This window comes from Spiroplasma endosymbiont of Sarcophaga carnaria, from assembly GCF_964019595.1.
Classification (GTDB): Bacteria; Bacillota_I; Bacilli_A; order Mycoplasmatales; family Mycoplasmataceae; genus Spiroplasma; species Spiroplasma poulsonii.
In genome coordinates, this window is sequence record NZ_OZ026456.1 from 586,795 (window position 1) to 601,796 (window position 15,002).

Consider the following 15,002-nt stretch of genomic DNA (forward strand, 5'->3'; position numbering starts at 1 on the left):
TTATTTTAAATTGTAAGTCGGATTAATTAAAAAATAGGCAGTATTTCTGCCTATTTTAGCGAGATAGGGTTAGTAATTCAACATCAGTAAACTGTAATAAATTAGTTTGACTTAAATGATGGTGAATTTTATTATCTGGTCAAAAAATATAAGTAAAAGTAAATCCAACATAAGTTAACCCTTGTTTTGTTCGAAACTTATTACATGATCCACGCGGAACTGATATTAGTTCTTTTGTTTTTGCATCATATAAAAAACTTTGTGGAATATAAAATAAGACGACATGGGTGATAGAAACCATTACAATTCCTAAAATAAACATTGGTAATCAGGCAAATGGTCACATGTACTTAAGCCCGATAAAGTTTGTATTTCATCCTCCGACATTAAAACCACCATTATTTCATGTTTCTCCACTACTTGGACCAACAAATAACTGATTAGTTTTAAAAATCCAATCTCAAACTACTGCGATAATTGAAAATAATGTTAATCATAATAATTGTCATTTAAATAATAAACCACTATAAGGGTGCCCAACTAAACCATATTTATAAACATATAAATAAGCAAAAATAATTAAAGTATGTAGAATAAAGTAATTATAATAAAAGAAATTATCTAAGCTTCAATACCCATTAACTGGTGTAATAATTGCTAAGATTGGTAAAATAATTGCTGATGGTGCTACAACTTCAAAAAATTTTCGACTAGGAAAAATTAAAATAAATCCTGATAATAACTGGTGCAGACTACATAAATGTAAGGGCATTAATTCACTTAAACCACGAACTTGGGACGGACCAACTGGTCCTCAAATTCATTCTGTTTTTAAAACAAGTGCTAAATATGATACTCAAATCGCATAAGTTAAAAAATAAGTTGCAATTTGATAACTTCCAATTGAAATTCGAATTCATTTTCAATTAACAGTTTTAGCATAATATTTTTTTGCAAAAAATAATGATCCAATAATTAAGACAAAAATAGCAATTCCAACTAATTGAAAAATATAACTATGTCCTTTAGAAAATCATTGGCTCGTTCAATCTGCTCCTGGTACATATGAACCTGCTGGATCAAAGAATCCTCAAGGTCCATCACTAGAACGAACAAATTTCATCTTTCTATTTTCTCCTTTGCTTAAAATTATAAATTATTAAATAATTTTTCAACATTATTTTACAACAAAATTAATAATTTTATTTTTAATAACAATTTCTTTCACGATGTGATGATTAACTAAAAAAGTTTGAACATTAGGATTTGCTTTTGCTAAAGCTAATAAATCCTCATCGGAAGTATCAATCACAACTTCTAATTTAGCACGTAATTTACCATTAACTTGGACTGCAATTATAACTTCATTTTTTTGTAAATATTTTTCATCATAAGTTGGTCAAGTTGATAATGCAATTGCTGATGTTTGTTGTAAATTAACTCAAATTTCTTCTGCTAAATGTGGTGCAAAAAGACTTAACATTTTCGTAAACCCTTCAAAATATGGTTGATAAATGGGGGTCTCATCTTTATAACAAGCATTAATAAAAACCATTAATTGCGAAACAGCAGTATTAAAACTTAGTTTTTCAATCATTTCTGTCCCTTTTTTAACCATATTATGATAAACAAAATCTAATTGGTGATTATTAACTTGCGTAAAGTTATTATTTTTAACAAGACGATAAACCCGATCTAATCATTTTCGGGCTGAGTCTAAACCGCTTGGATTTCATAGTAACGATGCTTCAATTGGACCCATAAACATTTCATATAACCGTAAAGTATCAGCTCCATGCGATTTAATAATATCATCAGGATTAATTACATTACCTTTTGATTTACTCATTTTTGTCCCATCAGCACCTAAAATCATCCCCTGGTTCACTAACTTATAAAATGGTTCTGAAGTTGGGACTAACTTTTGATCATATAAAAATTTATGTCAAAACCGTGAATATAATAAATGCAAGACAGCATGTTCTTGGCCACCAACATATAAATCAACTGGTAATCATTTTTTTAATAATTTTTGTGCTGCTGAACTTCGTAAATCTAACATTTCATTGTTTTCCATTAAAATATAGCCCAAGTAATATCAACAACTACCAGCTCATTGCGGCATTGTATTAGTTTCTCGTCGCCCCTTTTTACCAGTGCTATCAACAACTGTTAACCAATCTTTTGCATTAGCTAATGGTGATTCTCCAGTTTGCGAAGGTTTAATGTTTGTCATTTTTGGTAATTCTAATGGTAATTCTTTTTCATCAACTAAACTAATTGAACCATCTTCTCAATGAATAACCGGGAATGGTTCTCCTCAATAACGTTGACGAGAAAATAATCAATCACGAAGTTTATAAGTTACCTTTGCAGTGGAATGTCCTGCCGCTGATAAAACAGTAATTGCTTTTGTGACTGCCTCGTTAGTTGTTAAACCATTTAAAAACTCCGAATTAATGTGTTTTCCATCCTTATTGTGTAATTTTCCATGGTGTTCACCTTCAATAACATAACTAATTGGTAATTGATATTTTAAAGCAAACAAATAATCACGCTCATCATGACCAGGAACAGCCATTACAGCTCCGGTTGCATAAAATGGTAACACATAATCAGCAATCCAAATTGGTAAAACTTTTTTGTTAACTGGATTAATTGCATAACTTCCAATAAACATTCCCGTTTTTTCTTTACTATTGTCTTGACGATCTAAATCACTTTTTGCTTTTGTGGTTGCTAAAAATTCTGTTACTTTTGTTTTGTATTCTGATGTTGTTAATTTTGTGACTAATGGGTGCTCTGGTGCTAAAACTATGTATTCAACACCAAAAATAGTATCTGCTCGAGTTGTAAAAACTTCAATAATTTCTGAACTATCTTGAACTGCAAAATTAATTTCAGCACCAACTGATTTACCAATTCAATTACGTTGTAAATCCTTGACTGATTCTGGCCAATCAACTTCATCTAAACCTTCTAATAATTTTTCAGCACAAGCCGTAATCTTTAAAACTCATTGCCGCATTGGTTTTTTATAAACTGGATAATGTCCTCGTTCTGATACCATTTTGCCATTGATATTTAAAACTTCTTCATTTGCTAAAACAGTTCCTAGTTCAGGACACCAATTAACATCAACATCACGCATCTCAGCTAAACCATTTTGATATAATAATTCAAAAATCAATTGTGTTGTTTTAAAAAACCCTGGTGAAGAAGTATTAACCTCTTTATTATAATCATAACTAAATCCAAGGGCTTTTAATTGATTCCGAAAATTAGCAATGTTTTGTAATGTAAATTCAGCAGGATCATTTCCTGTTTGTAAAGCATATTGTTCAGCTGGTAATCCAAAAGCATCTCACCCAATTGGATGTAAAACATCATACCCTTGTAATTTTCGCATACGGCTAACAACATCAGTTGCAACGTATCCTTTTGGATGTCCAACATGTAAACCTGCCCCCGAAGGATACGGAAACATATCTAAAATATAAGCCTTTTTATCAGAATTATTTGTTGTTTTAAAAGTTTGGTGTTTTTCTCAATATTGTTGTCATTTTTGCTCAATTGCCTTATGCGAAAATTCCATTTTTATTATCCTTTCTTAATTTTATCTTTTCTTATTATAGCATTGTTCGTAAAGTTTGTTAGCGGTTTAAGCACTATTAATTTAATTTTATTCGCGTATAATAAGAACTATTAAGAAACCAAGAAAGTAGAGGAAAAACAATGAGTGTACAACAAGCAGCACAATTTCGTAAAGCCATCAAAATTTACGATAAAACAAAAACAATTAGCGATGCTGATTTAAAAACAATCTTAACCACCGGTACTTTAGCACCTAGTTCAAATGGATTAGAACCAGTGAAAGTTATTATTATTAAAGATCAAAAATTAAAAGAACAAGCAGCATTAAATTGTTTTATGGCAGGAAACCAACAAAAAGTAAAAGACGCTCCAGTTTTGGCATTATTATTAGGAGCAAACGGAGATTATTTAACTTCAGAAGAATTTCTAACAAAACGTTTGGGACGAATTTTTGAAGGCGAAGCATTAACAAATAATGTAAAAGGAATGAGTAATTATTTAAAAACTTGCCTAAGTCCAGATATGTTTTCTGATGAACAAACACATATAGTTGCTAGTTTTTTGGCATTACAAGCAGCTGATTTAAAAATTGGGTCAAGTATTATGGGCGGGGTCACACCAACCCAAGCTATTCCCTTTTTTAAAGAACACAATATTGTTGACACAACAAAATGACATTTAGCTTTAGGAATGCTTTTTGGATATTATGATGACAACACAGCAGGAACAAGTTTTCCCCGCTTACGAATTCCAGAAGATGAATTTGTTACTATCTTTTAAAAGTTAATACACAGATAACAATTAATCAGAAAGCAATAATATAACCATGAAAACATCACTTAAAACATTTTTAATTATTAGTTTAAGCTGTAATGTTATTTTTCTATTAGCACAAATTGCAACAACGATTCCGTTAGTATTATATAAAAATACCTTACACTTAAGTAATGGTGATTTATCACAAATTTTCTTTGGAATTTTAATTATTATTATTCTAACAATGTTTATTGGTAATTGAATTATCGTTCGAAATCCCTTACGAAAACTAAGCAAAACTAAAGAATTAACTCCGTGACAAGCAGATTTAGGATTTAATATTATAACCAAATATTCACATTTACAAACAGAATATGATGGTTATCTTTGATATTTAAAGAAAAAAGGTTTTATCCTTGTAACAACCCTTGGCATTAACTTTAGCTATGCTTTAATTACAGCTGTTATTTTTTCTATCTTAAGATAAATAAAAAAAGAAAATAATATTATTTTCTTTTTTTATTTTGAAGCTTTCGCTTCTAAGTTATCTTTTTCTTTTGTTTTTTTGCAGCTTCTTTTCGTGCTAAGGCTTTCGCTGCTTTTTTCTCCGCAATTAAACGACGGCGTTTTTTCATTGCCATTGCCATTTCCTATTCACCTTCTTCTTTTGATTGTTATTAAATTTTTTTAACAACTAATTTTAACTTAACAATTCTTGTTCAATTTCATTACGAGTTACAAATCCAGTTTTTCGTTTTAATTCACTTCCATTTTGAAATGTAATTAATGTTGGAATTGATAAAATTCCATAATCTTGAGCAAGATCTTGTAATTCGTCAACATTAATTTTAACAAAATTAACATCACCACGGTCTTTTGCCAATTCACTAATTACCGGCGCAATCATTTTACATGGTCCACATCAATCAGCATAAAAATCAACTAATGTTAATTTGTTTTCGGCAATTGCTTTTTTAAAGTCATCAATAGTTTTTATTTCATTTACAGCCATTTTTACTCTCTCCTTTACTGAACTTTCTTGCTTTTTTTATCATATCACAAAAGTTTTATTTTTTTAATAAAAACTGTTGCAAATATTTTGCTGGTCCATCTTCCCGATTTGATAACGTCACCTCATTGGCCATTGCTTTTAATTCATCAATTGCATTACCAACAGCAATTCCAACTCCAGCTTGACGAATCAATTCAAGATCATTATAAGAATCACCAAACGAATAAGTTTGACTAATATCAATCCCAATATGATGTGATAAAAACTGTAATGCACTCCCTTTTGAAATACCTTTACAAGCAATTTCAAAAACACGATTATTATACTGTGTAATATCTAATTGTGGTAATAGTTTCCGTAATTCTTGTATTAATCCTGCCGCATCATTATCATTCAATGATTCATGTGTAATAACATTGGCATGCGTAATGTCTTCAATAATCTCTTCTGGTTTAGTAATAACCTGATATTTAGTTCGCATTATTTTTGATCAATAATAAGAATTTTCACCATACTCATAAACATAAGTACTATTATTACTAAAAAAATGAACTTTATACTTTTGATAAGTAAATTTAAAAAGAGTATTAATTTCAGCTGTTGTAAAAATCATCATTCATAAAAAACTATTTGTTTTAAATGAATATGCACTTGCCCCATTGTTGGCCAAAACATAACCATGATATTTATGAACTTTTAGTTTACGGGCTTGACGAATTGCATCATTTGCTAATCGCCCCGTTGTTACCACAAACGGAATTCCTTTTTTTTGCACTGAATTAATGGTTTTCTTCGTCAATTTACTAAAACGATGATTATCCTTTAATAAAGTTCCATCTAGATCTGAAAAAACGGCTTTTTTCATCTGTATCCTTCTTTCTAACCAAAAGTTGTATGATCAATTATTTAAGGTATGTATCAGACACTATTTTATAGTTTTATTAATTATAGTAGAAAAATAACAAAATTAAAAAAAATTTTACAAAATTAAAAAACACTTATAAAGTGTCATTTGTTTCTTTTTATGGTCCGGGTGAAGGGACTTGAACCCCCACGAGTTACCCCGCCAGATCCTAAGTCTGGTGCGTCTGCCAGTTCCGCCACACCCGGGTATTTGGTTTTTAAAAATGGTCTCCTGTAAAGGACTTGAACCTTTGACCCACTGGTTAAAAGCCAGATGCTCTACCTACTGAGCTAACAGGAGAAAGTCAATGGTGCTGGCTAGAAGAATTGAACTCCCAACCTACTGATTACAAGTCAGTTGCTCTACCAGTTGAGCTAAGCCAGCCTATAATTAAAAAAATGGTCCGGTGTAACGGACTTGAACCGCTGACCACCTGCTTGTAAGGCAGGCGCTCTCCCAACTGAGCTAACACCGGAAAATGGTGACCTGTACGGGGTTTGAACCCGTGAATGCATGCGTGAAAGGCATGTGTGTTAACCGCTTCACCAACAGGCCAATAAATATTCGTAAAAATTGTCAAAAAAAATAATGGCGCCTAGTGCAGGACTCGAACCTGCGACCGATCGGTTAACAGCCGAGTGCTCTACCGACTGAGCTAACTAGGCATAGCATATTTTTTAGCCTTATTCATTATATACTAAATATTGAAAAACAAGCAACTATTTTTAGCCGTTTTTTTAATTTTTATAAAACTCTTTAAAAATTAAATTTGTGCAATAACTGTTGCATCAATTTAATTTATTTATACTTTTAAAGATAATTTTATAATTAAGCTTAAAATAGCCAAAATATTTAAAAAACAAAAAATTTGAATTAATAGTCTTTTCTTATTTTTATTAAGAGTACTAAAATCTAATAAATAAAATAACATTAATTACATAAGTCACATTAAGAAAAGAAGCATAAAGAAATTATGCAAAATAACATGAATATAATTATATGATGTAAAGAAAATTCAGATTCCATTTCTATTTGTTGCAATAATTATCTTACTAAAGGGTTGGGCATATAAATAGCTTAAAGTTATATACGATATAACAATATTGGCAATTAATCCAAAAAAACCTAAATAAACCGGAATAAAATCTATAATTTTTTTAATAAAATATTTTATGCTCTTTTTTCTTTTGAATTCTGTAAGAATTTCGTTTTTTGCATTTTCAATCTGATACTCATCATTATCTTTTAAAATAACGTGTTGATTATTGTAATATATTTCATATAAACTTAATAATAAAAAATAACCAAAGATAAGCATAAGTAACAATAATTTACCAATTAAAAATAAATCATTTAATAACATCAAAAATAAAGGCATAAAAATAATAATAAAAACATTTAAAACAGTACAATAAAATATTCGCTCTTTTTTTAGGTTAACTATAATATTTACTTGTTTTTTTTTGCGTTAAAATTTTGAGGATAACTCCGATTTTTCATTATTTTAAATAAGAATTTTTGCTCATGATGTTTAATTATATACAATTGAAAATATCAATCAATAATATTAATGACAATACTTACACCTGTTAATATAGAAAAATTAATGGGAAGTCAGTGTCAATTAATATCTCAAGTATAATAAATACAAAGTAAAAAAACAGAATTATTAATACTGTTGTAATACAACGTGACCATAAACTATTTTTAAACTTATTTTGACTAATAATCATTTTTTAAAACATATTTAATAACTTTTTCATTATTAATCTTCCTTTTAATTCAAACTTAATATTATTTTTAAAAATTATCGTGTTAGTAAATATTTATCATGACTTTTTCTTAGTTTGATTATAGCAAATCCAATCAAAATATAACAAAAAAACAATATTTTTTGTTAAGATATATTTATAACTTTAAGAAGATAAACAAAAAGAAAGTTTAAGATAGTTATCTAAAATGAAAAATAAACAGCAAAAATGATTTATAATTACCCGACCAATTAATTTTCTTGGTGTAAAAACAATCTGAAAAGATATTAAAGAAATACCCAAGAGTTTTAAGATTCTTTTAATTTGTCTTGGCATTATTGTTACCTTATTATCTTTTTTTGATTTTAATCATTTTATTGATCCTTATAATAATCCTTCTTTCTTTAGTATTGTAAATGTCCTAAATACTCCCAAACCTTATTTGGGCAATATGCAAAAATGAATTGATGCAACATTATATTCCTTAAGTGGATTAGTTAGTTTTACTGGAATTTTAAATGTTTTTTTAATTAGTTTTGGAAAAATGAGTAACTTTTTTTGAGGTTTAATTAATGTTACAACTTTTGGATTATTTGCTTTTGATTTTGGTTATACCGGTGATGCACAATTAAATTTATTCTTTTATCTACCCTTTCAGTTTATTGGTTGATACATTTGACAAAAAACATTGGTCTTTGAACAAAACCCCTCTTTAAACATTAGAACATCAAAATGATGAATTATAACCCCAATTGCCCTAAGCGCTTGTGCTATTTTAACAATTGCTTGATATTATGAAATTCCCGCCTTTCATTATGCTGTTGTCAAACAAGATTATGCTTATTTATACCAACCAGTTCCGCATCTTTTCGATAGTATTACTAATGGTATTGCAATTATTGCTTCAATTCTAATGTTTTTACGATTAAAAGAACAATGAATTTTATGATTAATTTCTAATATTTTGCAATTTTCAATGTTTGCTGAAGTAAATAGTGTTGGTGGTAATCATCCTATATCAATTAATATTAATATGCTAATTCAAATGAGTTTCTTTATTGTTAATACAATTATTGGTTTTTTAATTTGAAGTGGTTATTTAAACAAAGAAAAAGCAGAATAATAATTCTGCTTTTTTTAAATTATTTCTAATAATTCCATTAATAAAATTTTTAAATCACCCGCCATTTTTTTGGTTTGTTTCATAATATAATCATCATCCACAAAATCAGGATTATCACCAATTGAACAAACTGTTGCTGTTGCTAACCCAGCCACTTTCATCCCACTATGAAAGGCGGAAATTGCTTCTGGAACAATACTCATTCCAATCATTTGCGCATATGGTTTATACATCCTTGCTTCACTAGCTGTTTCAAATATTCCGCCTGGATATCCAACATATACTCCTGTTTTTAATTTAATATTGTTTTTTTCTGCAACTGTTAATAGTAACTGTCGTAATTTATTATCATATAAATTCTGCGGAATTGGTCAGCGAATTCCTAATCGTGGATTATTTAATCCAATAATTGGATTGTCACCAAAAGCATTAATATGATCTGTTATTGCACAAATTTCGCCAATTTTAATTGCTTGTGCATTTAGACTAGCAGCCGCATTAGATGCTATCATTGTTTTAACATTTAACAGTGCTAAAGTATAAATTGGAAAAGCAATTTAACTCATGCTATATCCCTCGCAATAATGGTGTCGCCCTTGCATAAACACCACTTTTTTACCATTATGTTCAGCAAAAACTAAATTTCCAAAATGATGTGGTGCTGTACAACCTGGTCAAAACGGAATATCAACATATTTAATACTATGATTAATTTTAAATGAAGCAGCAAGATCATTATAACCTGAACCAAGGACCATTAAAAATTGATAGTCTTTTCAATCAACTACTTTTTGTTTCAAAAAATTAACGGCTGTTGTTAAATTTTCATCATAAATTTTATTATCTAACCGCATATTACTAGCCTCCTTACCTTCTTCTTTATATTTTAAAATAAACTTATTATTAATACAATTATTCTTTTACATTATTTTTAACAAAAAAACTCTTTCAAAAAGAGTTTCCTTGCATATTTATCTTTTCAACGTTACTGGACAAAGGCAAAAGCAATAAAATATCCAATAAAACAGAGGTCTAAAATATAAATTGTAATTGCCACAGTTTTGGCTTTTTTTGTAATTAAACAAATTAAGGCATGTGCAATAAACCCAAGCGCTAAACCATTTGTAATTGAAAAGGTAACAATCATTGTAATAATCGTAAAGAAAGCAGCAATTCCGAATTCTGGTTTTGCTCATTCAATATCTTTAATTTGACTAACCATTAATGTTCCAACAAAGATAACCGCCGCCCCAGAAATCGCTGGCGTAATTAATTTAAAAATTGGAAATAACGGAATTGCAACTAAAAACATTGTTCCTGTAATAATGGCAGAAAATCCAGTTCGTGCTCCTTGTGAAACGCCAGTTGTTGATTCAACAAAGCTTGTCACCGGTGAACATCCTAATGTTCCACCAACTAAGGTTCCAACAGAGTCAGCAATTAGAGCGCGTGGTTTTAAATCATATTGTTCTCCTGTTGCGGTTGAAATTTGTGTTGAAACAGAATATAACGTTCCTGTTGTATCAAAAAAATCAAAAAAGAGAAAAACAAAAATTGAAATATACATAATTGGTGATGTTCAAATTTTTGGATTCGTAAATGCTGTGAAAGTTGATTTTAAATTAGTACCAAAGCCATTAAAATCACTATAACTTCAACCCTTTCAATGTGCAAAATTTGATCGGATAAAATCACTGTCAATAACATTCCCAATAATCAAAGAAACACCCAGCCCTCCCAAAATTGCAATTGCAATTGCTCCAGGCACTTTATTAAAGTGTAAAACAAAAATTAGAATTAATACCCCAAAACCCATTAAAATCATTGGCCAATTAGTTTTTAAATTTCCTAATGTTGCAACTGGAATTCCACCATTAACAACAATTCCTCCTGGCGTAACAGCATTATCACCAACAAAACCAATATTATGTAAACCAATATAAGCAATAAAAAAGCCGATTCCAGCCCCAATTGCCAGTTTTAATGAATTTGGAATTGCATTAATAACAATTGTTCGTAATTTTGTTACTTAAATAAGACAAAAAATAACCGCTGACAACATGACAGAAATTAAAGCCCCTTGGTAACCCAAACCATTATTAGCAACATTAAAAGTAAAAACAGCATTCAGTCCCATTCCTGGTGCCAAACCAACTGGCATATTTGCTGATAACCCCATAATTAATGTAGCAATGAAAGATGCCGGTGCTGTAGCAATGAAAATTCCGCCAAAAGCCATATTCTGACTTGGATAGGTCGGATGATTAATATCTGGTGCAATAGATAACATATTCGGTTGGACGGACAAAATATATAACATTGCTAAAAAAGTTGTTAAACCACCAATAATTTCTTTTTTAAAAGTAGTTTTTAAATCACCAAAACGAAAAAAAGTTTCAATCTTTTTTTTAAACATTTAATCTAACTCTCTATTCAAATCTATGTAAAAATAAAAAACATTAACCTTGTTGATAAACATAAGTTAACGCAAAAAGAAAGAGCATTAACCTATAGAGTCTTTGTTACATTGGCAAAACGTAGAAACGCTAGACCATATTACTAGCATATACAGGTGGTGTTGTTTAATATATTTATTCTTTAAATATACCAAATTAAATTTTAAAATTCAATCCCTTTAACATAAACAAATGACATTTTCAGAAAACGGGAAAAAAGCTTTAAAACTAGTATAAATTTTAAAAGTTTTTAAATCTTTATCTGATAAATATTCTGTTGCTAATGTTATTAGATCTTGGCGATAATGTTATACTAAATTTGTTCAACAAAACCAACCAAGAATTAAAAAAATAATCCCCATAATTGATAAAACCTGAATTGCAATTCCCATCCCATTAATAACATCACTGTCTTTTAAGAATTGTGTTAAAATAACTAAAATTGTTGTTCCAATAAATAAAAATAAATCAAACACTAAAAATTATGATAAAAATTTTAATCAAAAAAAAGATTTTGACTCTTTTGTTTTTTTATTATAAACATAATAAAAATGAAAAATAATATCATAAATTTTAGCAATACTTTTGTCTTTATAATCATTTTGTCGAATAACTACGGCATTACTTATTTTAGAAAAATTACGCGCTTTAATAATACGTTTTCGTTCCCCGATATTAACATCTTGAAAATCATTATCATCTAACATTTTTCGTAATAATTTTCGTGGTTCTAAAGCTGTTTTACGTCTTTTATATCCAAGTAGAACAAAACCAAAAGTTAATCATCCTAAAATAAACAAACCTGTAATTACAATGAAGACAAAATAAACTAATCCTGTTATTTGTGCTAATCCAAACATTTTTAATCACATTCTCCTTACATATAAATCTTACCTTATTTTTTAGATTTTTCGTCTGGTTCTTGGGTAATTAGTTTGCCATTTTCATCAAATGACTTCGCACAAAATCCAACACCATCGAAAACTTCAGGGACACATTTAAAATTATTTTCAATTTCTTGTAATTTCTGTTGAATTTCTGCTTCTGTTAATTGATTATCTCTTTGATCTTTTTTCATAATTTTAATTCCTCACTGCCAATAATTATAACACTTTATTCTATAAGCAATCAGAGAGTAACTTTAATTTAATTATCTTAAATTTTTAATACTATTTTTTCGATAAAAATAGATAATAAAAAACAAAGAAATTTTCTTCTTTTTTTTAAGATAAAGCTTAATTAATTATCTAAATAAGCAATTGCTTTAATTTCAACTAAAGCATCTTTTGGTAAACCTGTAACAGCCACTGCTGAACGAGCGGGAAAGTCTTCGATAAAATATGTTTGATAAACTTCATTCATTGCCGAAAAGTCATTAATATCTTTTAAGAAAATATTAACTTTTACAACATTTGCTAAGCTATAACCAGCTGACTGAATAACTGCTTTTAAATTTTCTAATGCTCATTTTGTTTGATCAGTAATTGTTGTTCCACCAAAAGTCATTGTTGATGGATCTAATGGTAATTGTCCTGAAACATATAGAAAGTTACCAGCTTTAATTGCTTGTGAATACGGACCAATTGCCTGCGGAGCTAAGGTAGTTGCGATAATTCTTTTACTCATCTTAAATTTTCCTTTCTTATTTAGTAAAAATTGTTATTAAAATGTTGACTATTTTGCCGACCATCGCAAACGATGTTCCAATATTAATTCTAAAACATGATGGTGGCGTTTCAACAAAATCATTATCTTTACTAACAATTAATTTATGTTTTCATAGTAGTTCATTAACTTCTTGTGAAGTTAGGTTAGTTTCTGCATAATTAATTCAAACCAAATATGACGCTTCTAATTTCATAATTTTTAAACCTGGAATTACGGTTAGTTTTTCTTTAACATACTGATAATTTTTTACAACATAGGTTAACATTGCTGTCTTTCACATAATTACTTCCGAATTATTATAAGCAGCAAGATAAGCTGGAATTGTAAACACATTGGGTGACGTGATTGAAGCACGTTGATATTGTTCATCAATTTTGGCTCTTAACATCTCGTTATGTGTAATTAAGTACGATGATTTTAAACCGCCAAGATTAAAAGCTTTATTTGGGGAATTACAAACAATTAGATAATTATCTAAAATTGTAAATGATAGTAACGAATTAAATTTAACGTTTGGTAATGCTAAATCACCGTGTATTTCATCTGATATTATTAAAACATGATATTGCTGACAAATTGCAATTATTTTTTGTAATTCGTTCCTTGTTCAAACACGCCCCCCAGGATTATGAGGATTACACAAAATAAATAATTTTGGTTGATATTTTTCTTTAATTTTGTCGAAAACTCTTGATATTTATAAAATATACCTAAAATTAGGTATATTTTTAATATATAGAGGTAAATAAATGATGAAAAAAATAATTACAGAATTAATAAATAGCTTAACAGATGATCAATTTTTAGAATTTTATGAAAAAATAAAACAACAAGCAGACTTAATTAAAAAACAAAAACGTTTAAATGAAATTGATCAAAAATTTAGAGATAAAGGCATTATATGTCCTAATTGCAAATCTTTTCATTGTGTTAAAAATGGTCATAATTCCGAAGGAAAACAAAAATATTTATGTAAAAAATGTCGTGCTAGTTTTGATGCATTTCGTCATCATTTTACTTATTGAAGTCATTTAAATTATGAACAGTGAAATTTATTAATTCAAATTTCATTGTTAGGACAATCTAGTAAAATAATTTCTCGTTTTATTAAAACAACCCCAAAAACCGCTTGATATAATCGACAAAAATTAATGCAATCAAAACAATTAGAAAATACACAGTTAAAATTTAAAAAATTAAATGGTCAAATCCAAATGGATGAAACATTTATTAAAGAAATTCATAAAGGCAATTTTAAAGATAAATTTGATAAACGAAAAACTCATCTCGATCCATTTTCAACTGATACCAAATGCTGTATTCAAATGGCGGTTGATAGCAATAATAATATTTTTGTTCAATCCACCAATACCAAAAGATTACAAAAACAATGGATTATTGAAAATATGAATAAGCAACTAATTAAAGAAAAATCAATAATTATTTCTGATATGCAACCACTATATTTATTAGTGGCAAAACAAACAAATTCTACTCTATATTCCACCAAAACTAGTACAAACCCTGATACTAGTTATCAAAAGTTAAATAAGATTAGTAAATTACAATCCAGTCTTAAAGAAGCCTTAATTCATTATCATGGTTTGGGTTTCACTAATATTCAAAATTATTTAAAGCTCTGAAAATGAAAATACCAACACAAAGGTTTAACACCAAACCAACAATCAACGGTATTATATTTTAACGTTTAAAAAATTTAAAGCAAAATCATAATCTT

At 28.6% G+C, this 15,002-nt stretch carries 15 protein-coding genes, 6 tRNA genes, 1 pseudogene and 1 riboswitch; of the genes and pseudogenes, 4 read left to right on the forward strand and 18 right to left on the reverse strand.

All coding sequences use genetic code 4. The features are described from left to right. Positions 1 to 55 precede the first annotated feature (55 nt). Both AACK91_RS03630 and leuS read right to left on the reverse strand, forming a co-directional pair. The gene (locus tag AACK91_RS03630; protein WP_338964232.1) at positions 56 to 1,123 is read right to left on the reverse strand and encodes a hypothetical protein; all 1,068 of its coding nucleotides are present in this window, start codon (positions 1,121 to 1,123) and stop codon (positions 56 to 58) included. A 54-nt stretch (positions 1,124 to 1,177) separates the two neighbouring features. Then, complete coding sequence (gene leuS / locus AACK91_RS03635; protein ID WP_338964235.1) at positions 1,178 to 3,595, reverse strand: leucine--tRNA ligase; 2,418 nt, start codon at positions 3,593 to 3,595, stop codon at positions 1,178 to 1,180. 140 nt (positions 3,596 to 3,735) lie between these two features. On the opposite strand from leuS, the gene AACK91_RS03640 reads away from it, so the two are divergent. Next, a complete protein-coding gene (locus AACK91_RS03640) occupies positions 3,736 to 4,374 on the forward strand; it encodes a nitroreductase family protein (RefSeq protein WP_338964237.1) in 639 nt (212 codons plus the stop codon). Positions 4,375 to 4,420: 46 nt separating this feature from the next. Next, a complete protein-coding gene (locus AACK91_RS03645; RefSeq protein ID WP_338964239.1) occupies positions 4,421 to 4,837 on the forward strand; it encodes a hypothetical protein in 417 nt (138 codons plus the stop codon). 213 nt (positions 4,838 to 5,050) lie between these two features. On the opposite strand, the gene trxA is transcribed toward AACK91_RS03645, so the two are convergent. The 8 genes from trxA to AACK91_RS03685 form a co-directional block, all read right to left on the reverse strand. After that, positions 5,051 to 5,362 carry a thioredoxin gene (trxA, locus tag AACK91_RS03650; RefSeq protein ID WP_040092726.1) on the reverse strand — a complete coding sequence of 104 codons (312 nt, stop codon included), beginning with the start codon at positions 5,360 to 5,362 and terminating at the stop codon, positions 5,051 to 5,053. Positions 5,363 to 5,417: 55 nt separating this feature from the next. Continuing rightward, positions 5,418 to 6,227, reverse strand: coding sequence for a Cof-type HAD-IIB family hydrolase (locus AACK91_RS03655; protein WP_338964244.1), 810 nt, complete (start codon positions 6,225 to 6,227; stop codon positions 5,418 to 5,420). 160 nt (positions 6,228 to 6,387) lie between these two features. After that, positions 6,388 to 6,472 (reverse strand) — tRNA-Leu (locus tag AACK91_RS03660). Positions 6,473 to 6,490: 18 nt separating this feature from the next. Continuing rightward, positions 6,491 to 6,566: transfer RNA gene (locus tag AACK91_RS03665), tRNA-Lys, on the reverse strand. An 8-nt stretch (positions 6,567 to 6,574) separates the two neighbouring features. Further along, positions 6,575 to 6,650 (reverse strand) — tRNA-Thr (locus AACK91_RS03670). 15 nt (positions 6,651 to 6,665) lie between these two features. Next, a tRNA-Val gene (locus tag AACK91_RS03675) sits at positions 6,666 to 6,741 on the reverse strand. A 4-nt stretch (positions 6,742 to 6,745) separates the two neighbouring features. Next, a tRNA-Glu gene (locus tag AACK91_RS03680) sits at positions 6,746 to 6,821 on the reverse strand. Positions 6,822 to 6,855: 34 nt separating this feature from the next. After that, positions 6,856 to 6,931 (reverse strand) — tRNA-Asn (locus AACK91_RS03685). Positions 6,932 to 8,225: 1,294 nt separating this feature from the next. Between AACK91_RS03685 and pnuC the strand changes: the two genes are divergently transcribed. Then, a complete protein-coding gene (pnuC, locus tag AACK91_RS03690; protein WP_338964246.1) occupies positions 8,226 to 9,140 on the forward strand; it encodes a nicotinamide riboside transporter PnuC in 915 nt (304 codons plus the stop codon). Between the two features lie 14 nt (positions 9,141 to 9,154). On the opposite strand, the gene AACK91_RS03695 is transcribed toward pnuC, so the two are convergent. From AACK91_RS03695 to AACK91_RS03730, 8 genes and pseudogenes are all read right to left on the reverse strand, one after another. Then, complete coding sequence (locus AACK91_RS03695; RefSeq protein ID WP_338966568.1) at positions 9,155 to 9,697, reverse strand: hypothetical protein; 543 nt, start codon at positions 9,695 to 9,697, stop codon at positions 9,155 to 9,157. Further along, entirely contained in the window at positions 9,698 to 9,994 is a 297-nt protein-coding gene (locus tag AACK91_RS03700; protein ID WP_338964248.1) for a hypothetical protein, read from the reverse strand. A 131-nt stretch (positions 9,995 to 10,125) separates the two neighbouring features. Beyond that, positions 10,126 to 11,556 (reverse strand): annotated as a pseudogene (locus AACK91_RS03705) (NCS2 family permease). 75 nt (positions 11,557 to 11,631) lie between these two features. Beyond that, a riboswitch (purine riboswitch) is annotated at positions 11,632 to 11,732 on the reverse strand. Positions 11,733 to 11,904: 172 nt separating this feature from the next. Continuing rightward, positions 11,905 to 12,072 (reverse strand): hypothetical protein, encoded by a 168-nt coding sequence (locus AACK91_RS03710; protein ID WP_338964250.1) that lies wholly within the window; start codon positions 12,070 to 12,072, stop codon positions 11,905 to 11,907. Between the two features lie 6 nt (positions 12,073 to 12,078). Then, on the reverse strand, positions 12,079 to 12,456 hold the full coding sequence (locus tag AACK91_RS03715; protein WP_338964252.1) for a hypothetical protein: 378 nt from the start codon (positions 12,454 to 12,456) through the stop codon (positions 12,079 to 12,081). 35 nt (positions 12,457 to 12,491) lie between these two features. Next, positions 12,492 to 12,674 carry a hypothetical protein gene (locus AACK91_RS03720; protein ID WP_040092722.1) on the reverse strand — a complete coding sequence of 61 codons (183 nt, stop codon included), beginning with the start codon at positions 12,672 to 12,674 and terminating at the stop codon, positions 12,492 to 12,494. A gap of 161 nt (positions 12,675 to 12,835) precedes the next feature. Then, positions 12,836 to 13,222: a RidA family protein gene (locus AACK91_RS03725; protein ID WP_338964254.1), complete on the reverse strand. Its 387-nt coding sequence runs from the start codon at positions 13,220 to 13,222 to the stop codon at positions 12,836 to 12,838. 16 nt (positions 13,223 to 13,238) lie between these two features. Continuing rightward, positions 13,239 to 13,961, reverse strand: a complete 723-nt coding sequence (locus AACK91_RS03730; RefSeq protein WP_338966569.1) for an aminotransferase class I/II-fold pyridoxal phosphate-dependent enzyme — start codon at positions 13,959 to 13,961, stop codon at positions 13,239 to 13,241. A 52-nt stretch (positions 13,962 to 14,013) separates the two neighbouring features. Here AACK91_RS03730 and AACK91_RS03735 point away from each other — a divergent pair, with 52 nt between their 5' ends. Further along, complete coding sequence (locus AACK91_RS03735) at positions 14,014 to 14,976, forward strand: IS1/IS1595 family N-terminal zinc-binding domain-containing protein (RefSeq protein WP_338963247.1); 963 nt, start codon at positions 14,014 to 14,016, stop codon at positions 14,974 to 14,976. Positions 14,977 to 15,002 lie beyond the last annotated feature (26 nt).